We start from the raw sequence: 14,614 nt of genomic DNA, 5'->3' as shown, positions 1-14,614 counted from the left end.
GACCGGCCGCCGCGTAAGAGGCCTCGGCCTGTCACTTTCCGCCGAGAGCGACACTACGCACACGGGGGCCCGCCACACTTTCGTACGACGAGCCCCCGTGTGCCCGGTTTACGGCGTAAGCCGAAGTTACCTGTGGTTACTTCTTGCCCTTGCCCGACCCCGCGCTGTCATCACTGGAGAGGACGGCGATGAAGGCTTCCTGCGGAACCTCCACGGAACCCACCATCTTCATCCGCTTCTTGCCCTCCTTCTGCTTCTCCAGCAGCTTCCGCTTACGGGAGATGTCACCGCCGTAGCACTTGGCGAGGACGTCCTTGCGGATGGCGCGGATGGTCTCGCGGGCGATGACCCGGGAGCCGATGGCGGCCTGGATGGGCACCTCGAAGGCCTGCCGCGGGATGAGTTCGCGCAACTTGGCGACGAGCCGCACCCCGTACGCGTAGGCCGCGTCCTTGTGGGTGATCGCAGAGAACGCGTCCACCTTGTCGCCGTGCAGCAGGATGTCGACCTTGACCAGGCTCGACGTCTGCTCGCCGGTGGGTTCGTAGTCGAGGGAGGCGTAGCCGCGGGTCTTGGACTTCAGCTGGTCGAAGAAGTCGAAGACGATCTCGGCGAGCGGGAGGGTGTAGCGGATCTCGACCCGGTCCTCGGAGAGGTAGTCCATGCCGAGCAGGGTGCCGCGCCGGGTCTGGCACAACTCCATGATCGAACCGATGAACTCGGTCGGCGCCAGGATGGTGGCGCGCACGACCGGCTCGTACACCTCGTTGATCTTGCCCTCGGGGAACTCGCTCGGGTTGGTGACGGTGTGCTCGCTGCCGTCCTCCATCACCACCCGGTAGACCACGTTCGGCGCGGTGGCGATCAGGTCGAGGCCGAACTCGCGCTCCAGCCGCTCCCGGATCACGTCCAGGTGCAGCAGGCCGAGGAAGCCCACGCGGAAGCCGAAGCCGAGAGCGGCGGAGGTCTCCGGCTCGTAGACCAGCGCGGCGTCGTTGAGCTGCAGCTTGTCGAGGGCCTCGCGCAGCTCGGGGTAGTCCGAGCCGTCGAGCGGATACAGACCCGAGAAGACCATCGGCTTCGGGTCCTTGTATCCGCCGAGCGCCTCCGTGGCGCCCTTGTTCTGGCTGGTGACGGTGTCACCGACCTTGGACTGGCGGACGTCCTTCACACCGGTGATGAGGTAACCCACCTCGCCGACACCGAGGCCGTCGGCCGGCAGCATCTCGGGCGAGCTGACGCCGATCTCCAGCAGCTCGTGGGTCGCGCCGGTCGACATCATCCTGATGCGCTCGCGCTTGTTGAGCTGGCCGTCGATGACACGGACGTACGTCACGACACCGCGGTAGGAGTCGTAGACCGAGTCGAAGATCATCGCGCGGGCGGGCGCGTCGGCGACACCGACCGGCGCCGGGATCTCCTTGACGACCTTGTTCAGCAGCGCGTCGACACCGAGGCCGGTCTTGGCGGAGACCTTGAGCACGTCGGTGGGGTCGCAGCCGACGAGGTTCGCCAGCTCCTCGGCGAACTTCTCGGGCTGGGCCGCGGGAAGGTCGATCTTGTTCAGCACCGGAATGATCGTGAGGTCGTTCTCCATCGCCAGGTACAGGTTGGCGAGGGTCTGCGCCTCGATGCCCTGGGCGGCGTCGACGAGGAGGACGGTCCCCTCACAGGCGGCCAGCGACCGCGAGACCTCGTAGGTGAAGTCGACGTGCCCCGGGGTGTCGATCATGTTGAGGATGTGCGTCGTTCCCTCGTCGGGGCCCTCCGTCGGGGCCCAGGGCAGACGCACCGCCTGGGATTTGATCGTGATGCCGCGCTCGCGCTCGATGTCCATCCGGTCGAGGTACTGAGCACGCATCTGCCGCTGCTCGACCACGCCGGTCAGCTGGAGCATCCGGTCGGCGAGCGTGGACTTGCCGTGGTCGATGTGCGCGATGATGCAGAAATTGCGGATCAGAGCCGGGGCGGTACGGCTCGGCTCGGGCACATTGTTAGGGGTCGCGGGCACGCAGGGTCCTGTCTCTTGAGGCGCCTTATGCCTCGGGTCGGATCGTTACGTAGTCTCCATGGTCCCACGCGGCGGGACCGGCGACCGTTTTGGGCCGCTCGCTGGGCCGCTGGTACTGTGGATGGCTGTGCCTCATGCCCTCTCAGCGCGAGGCACGTCCGAGAAATTTTGGATCACCGGTACGGGACCCGAGCGGCCCCGCACCAGAACCTGAAAAGGCTCCTTCGTGGCGAACATCAAGTCCCAGATCAAGCGGATCAAGACCAACGAGAAGGCTCGGCTGCGCAACAAGGCCGTCAAGTCCTCCCTGAAGACCGCGATCCGCAAGGCCCGTGAGGCCGCTGCCGCGGGTGACATCGAGAAGGCCACCGAGTACCAGCGCGCTGCCGCGCGTCAGCTCGACAAGGCCGTCTCGAAGGGCGTCATCCACAAGAACCAGGCCGCCAACAAGAAGTCGGCGCTTGCTTCCAAGGTCTCGTCCCTCAAGGGCTGAAACTCCCTTCTGATCTGACCGCCGGAAGGACCCAGAGCGGGCCCTCTCTCATCCGCTCCCGTCCGGCACCCCGAGCCTGTACGCGGCCTGCGTTCGCCACGCGGGTACGGGCTCAGCAGCTTGAACCGAAGGCCTCGGCGCTCCCCCTTCCCCAGGGCGGGCACCGGGGCCTTCGTCATGCGTTGGGTCAGGCGATGCGTCATGCGATGCGTCATGCGATGCGTCATGCGATGGGAGGGGGCGGGGCTCCAGGGGCGACGACCGAGGCCTCTGGTGCGGAGGTGTTGCGGAGGCGGGGAGAGGCAGGGAGGAGCAGGGAAGGGCAAGGAAGTCTCCGGTGAACCCTGTGAGGGGGCAGAACCGGAGAGCCCCGGGCCGAGCCCCGAGCCGGTCGTGGGGCTGCTGTCGTGGGGCTGCTGTCGTGGGGCTGCTGTTGAGTGGTTGCGGGGCGGAGGCCCCGCGTGGGGTCCGGGGCCGAAGCCCCGGCGCGCCTACCCGCGTCCGCGGGACCGAGCGGCGCGAGCGATCACCACGACAGCCTTCTCCAAGGCGTACTCGGGATCATCACCCCCGCCCTTCACCCCCGCGTCGGCCTCGGCGACAGCCCTGAGTGCCACGGCCACCCCGTCCGGCGTCCACCCCCGCATCTGCTGCCGCACCCGATCGATCTTCCACGGCGGCATCCCCAGCTCCCGCGCCAGATCGGCCGGCCGCCCGCCCCGGGCGGATGACAGCTTCCCGATGGCCCGCACGCCCTGGGCCAGCGCGCTGGTGATCATCACCGGCGCCACGCCTGTCGACAGCGACCACCGGAGCGCCTCCAGCGCCTCCGCCGTGCGCCCCTCCACGGCCCGGTCGGCGACCGTGAAGCTGGAGGCCTCGGCACGGCCGGTGTAGTACCGCCCGACGACCGCCTCGTCGATCGTCCCCTCCACGTCGGCGACCAGCTGCGAGACCGCCGAGGCCAGCTCTCGCAGGTCGCTGCCGATCGCGTCGCAGAGCGCCTGGCACGCCTCGGGCGTGGCCGACCGCCCGAACCCCCGGAACTCCCCTCTCACGAACGCCAGCCGGTCCGCCGGCTTGGTCATCTTCGGACAGGCCACCTCCCGCGCGCCCGCCTTGCGCGCGGCGTCGAGCAGCCCTTTGCCCTTCGCACCGCCCGCGTGCAGCAGTACGAGCGTGATCTCCTCCGCGGGCGACCCGAGGTACGCCTTGACGTCCTTGATCGTGTCGGCCGACAGGTCCTGCGCGTTGCGTACGACCACGACCTTGCGCTCGGCGAAGAGCGACGGACTGGTCAGCTCGGCGAGCGTGCCGGGCTGCAACTGGTCCGGGGTGAGGTCTCGTACGTCCGTGTCGGCGTCGGCGGCCCTGGCGGCGGCCACCACCTCCTGCACGGCACGGTCGAGCAGGAGGTCCTCCTGGCCCACGGCAAGAGTCACCGGGGCGAGAGGGTCGTCATTCGCAGTCTTCCTGGCCATCACTGAAAGCATCCCACGCGGCACCGACAACGAAGCGGCCGCGCACCCTGACCGGCCCCCGACCGGCCCCCGACTCCGTCTCAGGGGCGCTCGGCTCCGCGCGCCCGGGGCCCGAGGTCCTTGGGGTACAGGGTCCTGGTGTCCGAAGTCCTTGGGTTTGAGGTCCCGGGGCACAGGGTCCTGGTGTCCGAGGTCCCGAGGTACGAAATCCTGGGTCAGGAGCCCCGGATCAGGAGCCTCGGGTCAGGCGTTGGGCTCCCGCGGTCACGGCTCCTCGCGCCAGCCGTCCCACTCACCCGCGAAGGCGTCCAGCTCGGCCGGGTCGAGCCGCCGGGCCTCGTCGTGCAGGACGATCAGCCACTGGGCGTCCTCCGCGTCGTCCTCGCCGGCGAGGGCGTCCCGGACCAGCTGAGGTTCCTCGTCGATGCCGAACCGCTCCCCGAGCGCCTGGGCCGCCTCCTCGGCGGCGTCGCGGTCGGGCAGCACCAGCACGTGTCTCACTTCGCTCACCGGGCCATTCTGCGGCACCCAGCCGGAGCCGAAACGCCAGGTCAGCCCTTGGGAACGATCTGTACGTCGAGATCGACGCGGATGCTCGGTCCGACCACCGCGATGCCCCGCGCCAGCATGGTCTGCCAGCTGACCGTGTAGTCGTCTCGGTGGAGTTCGGTGGTGGCCCGGCAGGCCGCCCGGACCTCGCCCTCCATACCGTTGCCGAGCCCGAGGTACTCGGTGTCGAGCGTGACCGTGCGGGTCACGCCGTGCAGCGACAGCGCGCCGGTGACCGCCCATCGGGTGCCGCCCTTGTGCACGAACCGCTCGCTGTAGAACTCCAGCGTCGGATAGTTCTGCACGTCCAGGAAGTCCGCCGAGCGCAGGTGGTCGTCGCGCATCCGGACGCCCGTGTCGATGGTCGACGCGTCGATCACCACATGCATCGCCGAGTGCTCCATCCGGTCGGCGATCCGGACCACCCCCGCGAAGGAGTTGAACCGCCCGTGGATCCGGGCCAGTCCGATGTGCCGGGCGGTGAAGCCGATCGAGGAGTGCGTCGGCTCGATCTCCCAGTCGCCCTGCCCGGGCGTCTCCGGCGGCTGGGCGAGCTGCAGGGTCACATCGCCCAGCGAGGCGAGAGAGTTCTCGCCGACCTGTGCGGTCGCCCGGTAGGGCGTGAACCCCTCGGCCGACACGGCGAGCCGGTACTCCCCCGCCGGCACCGTCGCCATGAACGTCCCGTACGGATCCGAACCGCCGCCGACCACTTTGCGGCCCGTGACGTCGCTGACCGTGAACTCCGCGTGCCCCACCGGCTGGTTGACCGGGTCGAGCACCCGGCAGCTCAGCACCCCGGCATCGGGTGGCGTCTGTATCGCCGCCAGGGGGCTCGTACGGTGGTCCCGGTTCGTTCGGTTTCCCAGCCAGCGGCCGAACATGTACGACACTCCTGTACGCCTCGACATCGTCTTTGCCGAAGATTCATTCGATCACTGATGAGGTTTTCGAGCAACACGGGCCCACATCATGGGAATCAAGCGCTTGCGCCTGAACTGAGTCGAATGATCCATTCCGATGCCGGCTCCACATGCTCGGCGTTGCTTTCCCAGCGTGTTCAGATCATGGCTCGCCGCCCGACTCGGCTCCCGACCCGACCACTCCCCGGACGCCCATCGGGTTCAGCGGAATTCACCTGCCCTGTCTGACCACGCGCATCTCTCCCCGCGCCCCTCCGCTCCCGCCGACCGCGAGCGCGCCGTCCCGGTCCGTGCGCAGTACCACCGACCCGCCTGCCCGCAGCGCCGCCACCGTCACCGGTGCCGGATGCCCATACGGGTTGTCGGTTCCACACGAAATGAGGGCGATGCGCGGGGCCGCCAGCCGTATCAGTCCCGGGTCCTGGTACGCGGAGCCGTGATGGGCGACCTTGAGCACGTCCACCCCGGCCAGCTCGGCCGCTCTCGGGGATCGCGACAACTCCTGCTGGGCGGGGGGTTCGAGGTCCCCGAGCAGCAGCAGTCGCAGTCCACCCGTACGGACGAGCAGCGCGACGCTGGCGTCATTCGGGTCCTCCGGATCCGACGCCGGGGCCGCCAAAGGCCACAGCACCCGCCACGCGAGCGGCCCGGTGCGCCGTTCCTCCCCCGCTACGGCCCGGGTGAGCGGGATGTGCCGCCGGGCCGCCTCACTTCTCACGAACTCGGCCTGATCCGTGGGTTCTTCGAAGCCGGTGGTCTCGATCGCGGCGACCGAGCGGCCCCGCAGTACTCCGGGCAGGCCCGCGACATGGTCGGCGTGGAAGTGGGTCAGGACGACGAGCGGGATGCGGGTGATGCCAAGCTCCCGCAGGCAGCGGTCGACCAGTTCCGGATCAGGGCCGGCGTCCACGACCACCCCCGTTCCCTCTCCGGCCGCGAGCACCGTGGCATCGCCCTGCCCGACATCGCACATCGCGAACCGCCAGCCCGGCGGCGGCCACCCCGTGACCACCCGTGTCAATGGGGCGGGGCGTACGACCACCAGCACCAGAAGCACGCCGAGCACACCACACCACCACGGGTGCCGCAACAACCGGCGCCCGACGAGGACGACGACCACGGTGGCCGTCGCGAGCAGCAGCGCCCCCGCCCAGCTGCCGGGCCAGTCCACTCCTTCTCCGGGCAACGCCGCCCCGGTCCTGGCCACCCCGGCGATCCATCCGGCCGGCCAACCGGCGCACCAGGCCAGCGCCTTGGCGACGGGCATCGCCACCGGTGCCGCTGCGAGCGCCGCGAATCCCAGTACCGTGGCCGGCGCCACCGCCGGCTCGGCCAGCAGGTTGCAGGGCACCGCGACCAGGCTCACCCGGGCCGACAGCACCACCACGACCGGTGCGCACACGGCCTGCGCGGCAGCGGCCGCGGCCAGTGCCTCGGCGAGCCGCGCGGGCACCCTGCGCCGCCGCAGCCCCTCGCTCCAGCGGGGCGCCAGCACGAGCAGCGCGCCGGTGGCCAGCACCGAGAGTAGGAACCCGTAGCTCCGAGCCAGCCACGGGTCGTACAACACGAGCAGGAGGACGGCCGTCGCCAGCGCGGGAACCAGGGATCTGCGGCGCCCGGTGGCCAGGGCCAGCAGGGCGACCGAGCCGCAGGCCGCGGCACGTAGCACGCTCGGGTCGGGCCGGCACACGATCACGAAGCCCAGCGTGAGCGTCCCCGCCAGCAGGGCGGTGGACCGCAACGAGAGCCCGAGCCGCGGGGCGATTCCGCGACGCTCGATGTGCTGGGCCAGGCCGGGTGGCCCGATGAGCAGGGCGAGCAGGATCGTGAGGTTGCTGCCGGAGACGGCCAGAGTGTGGGCCAGGTCCGTCTCCTTGAAGGCGTCGTCCAGTTCGGGGGTGATCCGCGAGGTGTCCCCGACGACCAGCCCGGGAAGCAGCGCCCGCGCGTCCGCCGGGAGCCCCTCGGTCGCCTCACGCAGCCCGGCCCGGAGCCGGCCCGCCAGGCGCTGGGACCCGCTCGGCCTCGCCACGACCTGCGGACCCGGCGTCCCCCGCACCCGCAGCACGGCAGCGGTCCGCTCGCCGCCCGCCATGGCCGGCGCCAACTGCCCTCTGACACGCAACCGTGTGGAGGGCAACAGCCCGAGCCAGGCCGAGCGGCCTGTCCGCGCTTGCCGGGTACCGCTGCCGGGCGGCCCAGGTGGCCCCGCCGAGCCTTCGCTCTCCTGCCGCGGCACGGCAGCCCCTTCGGGTGCCGGAACGTCCGCGTCGACAACCAACAGCACCGGACTCCTCGTCCGCACGCCTGTCTCTGCTCCTGCTCCTGCTCCTGCTCCTGCTCCTGCTCCTGCTCCTGCTCCTGGAGCGTCCCCGTCCTCGATCCGACGGATCTCGGCCCGCACCAGCACCGCCACCGGCGCCGCATGATCGCCCCGTACCCGCGGCCTGCTCACCCAAGGGTCGCCGCTCAACTCCACTTCAGCCGTCACACTCGCGAACCGCCGGGCCAGCTCCGGCACCGGTCCACGCCGTACATCCGCCCCGTGCAGCCCTGCCGAGACAGCAGCCGCGGCCACACAGAGCAGCACGGCTGCGATCGGGGCACGGGCCCACGCGGACCGGGAAGTCGGCACCGGCTGCCCCGTAGGCCGAACACCCGCCCGGCCCGACGCCGCCGACTGCCGCGACGGCGTTGGCCGCCTCGATCGCAACGGCCACCAGGGCAACAGCAGCACGACTCCGGCGATCAGACAGGTGACCGCAACACCGGTGCTCCAACCCTGCGGAGCGACCACGAACAGGGCCGCGGTCGCCCAGGCCGCGAGCGCGGGCGGTACGAGCCGCAGGTCCGTCGGAGCTTCCGGCCGTGCCCGCGCGCTCTCGTCCTGCGCATCCTCTCCACGGACAACCGTCGGCGCCGGTCGCTTCCGAGGCGCCCTGCGACCCGGCGACCGCTCCCTGCAGTCCAGCGCCTTGCCACTCAACTCCTTATCATCCAACTCCTTGTCATCCAGAGGCTCGTTCATGGCTGTACCAAGGGCCGCAGATCCGAGAAGCGGCGGTCGCCGATACCGTTCACCTGGCGTAACTCGTCCACCGAGCGGAAGCCGCCGTGCCGGGTGCGGTAGTCGATGATGTGCTGCGCCAGCACCGGGCCGACCCCTGGCAGGGCGTCGAGCTGGTCGGCGGTCGCCGTGTTGAGCGCGACCGGTGACGCAGGACCGCCCGCCGGTCCGGCGCCGGCCGCGCTGCCGGGCATCGGCGGAGCGACCGCCGCAGCTGCGGGCCCACCGACGACGATCTGTTCGCCGTCCGTCAGGAAGCGAGCCCGGTTGAGCCCGTCGGTGCTGACACCCGACCGCACCCCGCCCGCCGCTTTCAGCGCGTCCACCACCCGTGAACCGGCCGGCAGACGGCGGATGCCCGGATTTCGGACCTTGCCGCTGACGTCCACGACGATCTGCCCGCCCGGCGAGGCCGAAGCGGTCACAGGGCCACCGGACTTCGCCTCCCGGTCCTTTTCTGCGGACGGCGCTTCCGCGCGCACCACCTGAGGCGCGCTGACGGTCTGGGTGCGGCCCGTCCAGAAGTGGTGGGCCGCGAACACCCCCGCGGCCACGAGCACCACGGCGAGCGCGATGACTCCCCGGCGCTCCACCCCGCACCGAGCCTGCACCCACACCGGCACCCGCTCCCGCAGAGCAAGCCCGGCGCGCCCGCGCCAGCCCGACCCGGCCGGTTCCACCTCCGTCAGGCGGTCTGCCTGATCGGCGACTTGCCCTTCGGGGGCGGAGACATCCGGCACCATCACCTTGTCCGACGGCGCACCTTGCGGCGAGGGCCGTGCCGCACCTGCCCCCGCCACTGCGTCCAACTCGCGCCCACCTACCCGCAACCCGACCGTCGCGTCCAGCCCGCCCTCAGCCGTCCGCAACCCGACCGCCGCGTCCAGCCCGCCCCCAGCCGTCCGCAACCCGACCGCCATCCCCGTCCCTGACGCCGTACGCGCCCGTGCCCCTGTCTCCCCTCCCTTCGGCGGTCCGTTGCCCGGCTCCCGCCACACCACGGCTCGTTCGCCGAAGATGAGTTCCGCGCGGCGACGCAGTTCCTCCGCCGGTGCGGGTGGGCGGTGGCGGACGTGACGGCGGTCGGTGGGCCGGTGGCGGATACGGCCGTCGGAGGTGGGCCCGCGGCCCGGACCGCTCGTCGGGACAGCTCTGCGTGAACGTGATCGAAGTGCCATACGACGAGGATCGGACATCCCGCCGCCTCGCGATGATCTTGGTCAATTCCCGGGGATCACAGCTCAGTTGTGGAAAACTCCGCCACCCGTGCGAGTGAGGACAGCCCCCGAAGCCACGGGCGGTGTGTCAGCGCGGCGAAACGACCACGCCGAGGAGTCCGGGCCCGGTGTGCGCACCGATCACCGCGCCGACCTCGCTGACATGCAGGTCGGCCAGGCCGGGGACGCGCTCGCCCAGGCGATCGGCGAGGGCGGAGGCGCGCTCGGGTGCGGCGAGGTGGTGCACGGCGATGTCGACATCGGCGCCGCCCGCCTTGTCGGCGACGATCTCCTCGAGACGGGCGATCGCCCTGGACGCGGTACGGACCTTCTCGAAAAGTTCGATGCGGCCGCCGTCCAACTGGAGCAGGGGTTTGACGGCGAGCGCGGAGCCGAGCAGGGCCTGGGCGGCGCCGATCCGGCCACCGCGGCGCAGATAGTCGAGGGTGTCGACGTAGAAGAATGCGGACGTGCCGGAGGCCCGCTTCTCGGCGGCCGTCACCGCTTCGTCCACCGTGCCGCCGGCCTCCGCCGCCTCGGCCGCGGCCAGCGCGCAGAAGCCCAGCGCCATCGCGACCATCCCGGTGTCCACGACCCGCACGGGCACCGGTGCCTCGCGTGCCGCCAGGACCGCCGCGTCGTACGTGCCGGACAGTTCGGCGGACAGGTGCAGCGAGACGATGCCGCTCGCCCCCGACTCGGCGACTCTGCGGTAGGTTTCCGCGAACTCCTGCGGGCTGGGGCGGGAGGTGGTGACCGGTCGCCGCTTCTGCAGCGCCTGGGCAAGGGAACGGGTGGAGATCTCTGTGCCCTCTTCGAGCGCCTCGTCGCCCAGGACCACGGTCAACGGCACCGCTGTGATGCCGTGGCGCTCCATCGTCCGCGGCGGCAGGTAGGCCGTTGAATCGGTGACGATCGCGACATGGCGGGACATGAGCTGGAGGTTACCTGCCGTAGTGCCCGCACGGCAGCCCGGCCCCTGCCTGCGGGACCGCGGCGCACGGGATCATGTGGTGCTCTCCGGGCGGGGCTCCTTCTCCCAGGGGTAGGAAGGACGCCGGGTCGGCGGGGTGATCGCGTGGGCCGGGGGCTGTTCGCCGGGGCTGGCGCCAGGTGTCTCGGGCCAGGTCTGCTGCCGGGCCGCCTGTTCACCGGCGGCTGTCGGGGCGTCGGGCCAGGGCGCGGCGCTCGGTGGGTTGTCGGCGCCCGTCCAGTGGCGCAGGGCGCCCGCCTCGACGTCGATCTGCGCGCTGAGCGTGTCCAGGTCGTCGTCGGCGAAACGGCGGGCACGGTCGCGGGCGGCCCAGCGCAGGGAGTCCGCGGACTTGGTGACGCGTTCGGTGCGGGCACGCAGTTCGGGCAGCCGCGCGGCGAGCGTGGCGCGGTCCGGCTCGGACTCCATGCGCTTGAGGTCGGCGTCCAGTTCGAACCCGTGCGCGCTGAGCCGCTCGAAGAGGCCGAGGGACTCCTTCAGCGACTCGTCCTCGGCCACGCCCGCGTGCAGCGCGTCCTGCGTGGCGCGCATCGACGTGCGCAGCGCGAGCCGGAGTTGGGCGACCTCGCCGGCCGGACCGGGCTGGGCGAAGGACTTGGCGCGCAGGGTGTGGTCCTCGACCGTGCGGCGGGCCTGCGTGATCGTGCGGTCCACGCCGCGCTTGGCGGCGCCGACGACCTTGACCGTGGCGTAGACGCCGAGGCCGACGAAGAGCAGGAAGACGAGCGCGAACACGGTGATCACTACTTCCATGACGCTCCTCCTCGGCTGTCACGGCACAGGCCGCCGCGCTCTCCACGGTAAACGCAGCAGGCAGGTCCGGAGTTCCGGACGAACCCCGAACCTGCCCGTAGGGGACTACCCCGACGACGGACGCCGCCTCTACCCGGTCATCACGCGGGAACGATGTTGACCAGCTTGGGCGCCCGCACGATCACCTTGCGGATGCCCGCGCCGTCCAGTGCCGCGACGACCTTCTCGTCGGACAGCGCGACCTTCTCCAGCTCCTCCTCGGAGATGGTCGGCGGCACCTCCAGGCGGGCCTTGACCTTGCCCTTGATCTGCACGACGCAGGTCACGGTCTCGTCCACCACGTACTGCGGGTCCGCGACCGGGAAGTCCTGGTGGACGACCGAGTCGGTGCGGCCCAGCCGGCGCCACAGCTCCTCGGCGATGTGCGGGGCCAGCGGGGCGGCCATCAGCACCAGCGGCTCGGCGACGGAGCGCGGCAGAGCGCCACCGGCCTTGGTCAGGTGATTGTTCAGCTCCGTGACCTTGGCGATGGCCGTGTTGAAGCGCAGGCCCTCCAGGTCCTGGCGCACACCGTCGACGGCCTTGTGCAGGGCCCGCAGCGTGTCCTCGCCGGGCTCGGCGTCGGTGACGGTGACCTCGCCGGTGTTCTCGTCGACGATGTTGCGCCACAGTCGCTGCAGCAGCCGGAACTGGCCGACCACCGCGCGCGTGTCCCACGGGCGGGAGACGTCCAGCGGGCCCATGGCCATTTCGTACAGGCGCAGGGTGTCGGCGCCGTACTCGGCGGCGATCTCGTCCGGGGTCACGGCGTTCTTCAGGGACTTGCCCATCTTGCCCAGCAGGCGGGTGACCTGCTCGCCCTCGAAGTAGTAAGCGCCGTCGCGCTCCTCCACCTCGGCGGCCGGCACCGCGATGCCACGGCTGTCGCGGTAGACGAAGGCCTGGATCATGCCCTGGTTGAACAGCTTGTGGAACGGCTCGGCGGAGGAGACGTACCCCAGGTCGTACAGGACCTTGGACCAGAAGCGCGCGTACAGCAGGTGCAGCACGGCGTGCTCGGCACCGCCGACGTACAGGTCGACACCGCCGTGCGGCAGGCCCTCGCGCGGGCCCATCCAGTACTGCTCGATCTCGGGGTCGACCAGCTGCCGGTCGTTGTGCGGGTCCAGGTAGCGGAACTCGTACCAGCAGGAACCGGCCCAGTTGGGCATGGTGTTGGTCTCGCGGCGGTACTTCTTCGGCCCGTCGCCCAGGTCCAGGGTGACGTTGACCCATTCCTCGTTGCGCGACAGCGGCGTCTCGGGCTGGGTGTCGGCGTCGTCCGGGTCGAAGGTGCGCGGGCTGTAGTCCTCGACCTCCGGCAGCTCCAGCGGCAGCATCGACTCGGGCAGCGCGTGGGCGATGCCGTCCTCGTCGTAGACGATCGGGAAGGGCTCGCCCCAGTAGCGCTGGCGGCTGAACAGCCAGTCGCGCAGGCGGAAGTTGACGGTGCCCTCGCCGATGCCCTTGCGGGCCAGCCACTCGGTGATGCGGGCCTTGGCGTCGACGACGCCCAGGCCGTCCAGCTTCACGTCGTCGCCGGCGGAGTTGATGATCTTCGCGTCGTACGACGCGAAGGCGTCGTCCCACGTCGAGGTGTCGGTGGCGCGGCCGTCGCTCGGCTCGACGACGCAGCGGATCGGCAGCTCGAAGGCGCGCGCGAAGGCGAAGTCACGGGTGTCGTGCGCCGGGACGGCCATGATCGCGCCGGTGCCGTAGCCCATCAGGACGTAGTCGGCGATGAAGACAGGGATCTGCTCGCCGTTGACCGGGTTGGTCGCGAACGCGCCGGTGAAGACGCCGGTCTTGTCCTTGGCCTCGGCCTGGCGCTCCACGTCGGACTTGGAGGCGGCCTGCGCGCGGTAGGCGGCGACGGCCTCGGCCGGGGTGGCGTGGCCGCCGGTCCACACCTCGTGCGTGCCCTCGGGCCACGCCTCGGGGGTAAACTTCTCGACCAGCGGGTGCTCGGGCGCCAGCACCATGTAGGTCGCGCCGAACAGGGTGTCCTGGCGAGTGGTGAAGATCGTGATGTGCTCGCCGTCGATCGGGAAGTCGACGCGGGCGCCCTCGCTGCGGCCGATCCAGTTGCGCTGCTGCAGCTTGATGGCCTCGGGCCAGTCCAGCTCCTCCAGGTCATCCAGCAGCCGGTCCGCGTAGGCGGTGATGCGCATGTTCCACTGGCGCAGCTTGGCCTTGAAGACGGGGAAGTTGCCGCGCTCGGAGCGGCCGTCCGCGGTGACCTCCTCGTTGGCCAGCACGGTGCCCAGGCCGGGGCACCAGTTGACGGGCGCCTCGGAGGCGTAGGCCAGTCGGAACTCACCCAGGACGTCGGAGCGCTCGGCGGCGGTCAGCTCGTTCCACGCGCGCGTGTGCCCCGGTACGGTGCGCTCACCGGACTCGAACTGGGCGATCAGCTCGGAGACCGGGCGGGCCTTCCGGGCCTCGTCGTCGTACCAGGAGTTGAAGATCTGCAGGAAGATCCACTGGGTCCACTTGTAGTAGTCCGGGTCGATCGTGGCGAACGACCGGCGCTTGTCGTGGCCCAGACCCAGCCGGCGCAGCTGGGCCTTCATGTTCTCGATGTTGGCCTCGGTCGACACACGCGGGTGCGTGCCGGTCTGCACCGCGTACTGCTCGGCGGGCAGGCCGAAGGCGTCGAAACCCAGGGTGTGCAGGACGTTGTGGCCGGTCATGCGCTGGAACCGGGCGTAGACGTCGGTGGCGATGTACCCCAGGGGGTGACCGACGTGCAGACCCGCACCGGAGGGGTACGGGAACATGTCCATGATGAACTTCTTGGGCTTGGCCACCAGCGCGGCGTCGCCGGCCAGGTCACCCTTGGGGTTCGGCGCCGCGTAGGTGCCGTCCGCGTCCCAGAAGTCCTGCCAGCGTGCCTCGATCTCGGCCGCCATGGCGGCCGTGTAGCGGTGCGGCGCGGCCACCTCGGCAGTGGCAGCGGGGTTCGTCTCGCTCATGATCCTCAAAGCTCCATCGATCGTCTCTGCCTGCGGAAATGAAAAAGCCCCTCGCACAGGAGGGGACGCCGCGCCGATGCCGACCACACGACTTCACAGGTGGTCGGTACTG

Annotated in this window: 10 protein-coding genes; 1 reads left to right on the top strand and 9 read right to left on the bottom strand. The window is 70.7% G+C overall.

Annotated elements, in window-relative coordinates:
* Window positions 1–136 precede the first annotated feature (136 nt).
* On the bottom strand, window positions 137–2,011 hold the full coding sequence (gene lepA, locus ACWD5D_RS03970; RefSeq protein WP_451371191.1) for a translation elongation factor 4: 1,875 nt from the start codon (window positions 2,009–2,011) through the stop codon (window positions 137–139).
* Window positions 2,012–2,237: 226 nt separating this feature from the next.
* Here lepA and rpsT point away from each other — a divergent pair, with 226 nt between their 5' ends.
* The gene (gene rpsT / locus ACWD5D_RS03965) at window positions 2,238–2,504 is read left to right on the top strand and encodes a 30S ribosomal protein S20 (protein ID WP_451371190.1); all 267 of its coding nucleotides are present in this window, start codon (window positions 2,238–2,240) and stop codon (window positions 2,502–2,504) included.
* Window positions 2,505–2,995: 491 nt separating this feature from the next.
* Here the strand turns inward: rpsT and holA are convergent, their stop codons facing one another.
* The 8 genes from holA to leuS form a co-directional block, all read right to left on the bottom strand.
* Window positions 2,996–3,985, bottom strand: coding sequence for a DNA polymerase III subunit delta (holA, locus tag ACWD5D_RS03960; protein ID WP_451371189.1), 990 nt, complete (start codon window positions 3,983–3,985; stop codon window positions 2,996–2,998).
* A gap of 264 nt (window positions 3,986–4,249) precedes the next feature.
* Entirely contained in the window at window positions 4,250–4,495 is a 246-nt protein-coding gene (locus ACWD5D_RS03955; protein ID WP_451371188.1) for a hypothetical protein, read from the bottom strand.
* Window positions 4,496–4,536: 41 nt separating this feature from the next.
* Window positions 4,537–5,418: a YceI family protein gene (locus ACWD5D_RS03950; RefSeq protein WP_451371187.1), complete on the bottom strand. Its 882-nt coding sequence runs from the start codon at window positions 5,416–5,418 to the stop codon at window positions 4,537–4,539.
* A 250-nt stretch (window positions 5,419–5,668) separates the two neighbouring features.
* Window positions 5,669–8,305 carry a ComEC/Rec2 family competence protein gene (locus tag ACWD5D_RS03945; RefSeq protein ID WP_451371571.1) on the bottom strand — a complete coding sequence of 879 codons (2,637 nt, stop codon included), beginning with the start codon at window positions 8,303–8,305 and terminating at the stop codon, window positions 5,669–5,671.
* 176 nt (window positions 8,306–8,481) lie between these two features.
* A complete protein-coding gene (locus ACWD5D_RS03940; RefSeq protein WP_451371570.1) occupies window positions 8,482–9,324 on the bottom strand; it encodes a helix-hairpin-helix domain-containing protein in 843 nt (280 codons plus the stop codon).
* A gap of 505 nt (window positions 9,325–9,829) precedes the next feature.
* Complete coding sequence (locus ACWD5D_RS03935) at window positions 9,830–10,675, bottom strand: DegV family protein (RefSeq protein ID WP_451371186.1); 846 nt, start codon at window positions 10,673–10,675, stop codon at window positions 9,830–9,832.
* A gap of 72 nt (window positions 10,676–10,747) precedes the next feature.
* Window positions 10,748–11,488, bottom strand: coding sequence for a hypothetical protein (locus tag ACWD5D_RS03930; protein ID WP_451371185.1), 741 nt, complete (start codon window positions 11,486–11,488; stop codon window positions 10,748–10,750).
* A 140-nt stretch (window positions 11,489–11,628) separates the two neighbouring features.
* Window positions 11,629–14,502: a leucine--tRNA ligase gene (gene leuS / locus ACWD5D_RS03925; protein ID WP_451371184.1), complete on the bottom strand. Its 2,874-nt coding sequence runs from the start codon at window positions 14,500–14,502 to the stop codon at window positions 11,629–11,631.
* Window positions 14,503–14,614: the final 112 nt, after the last annotated feature.

This window comes from Streptomyces sp. NPDC002520 (genome assembly GCF_053595235.1).
Note: the sequence above shows the minus strand (reverse complement) of the source record. Positions and strands in the feature narration are given on the sequence as shown.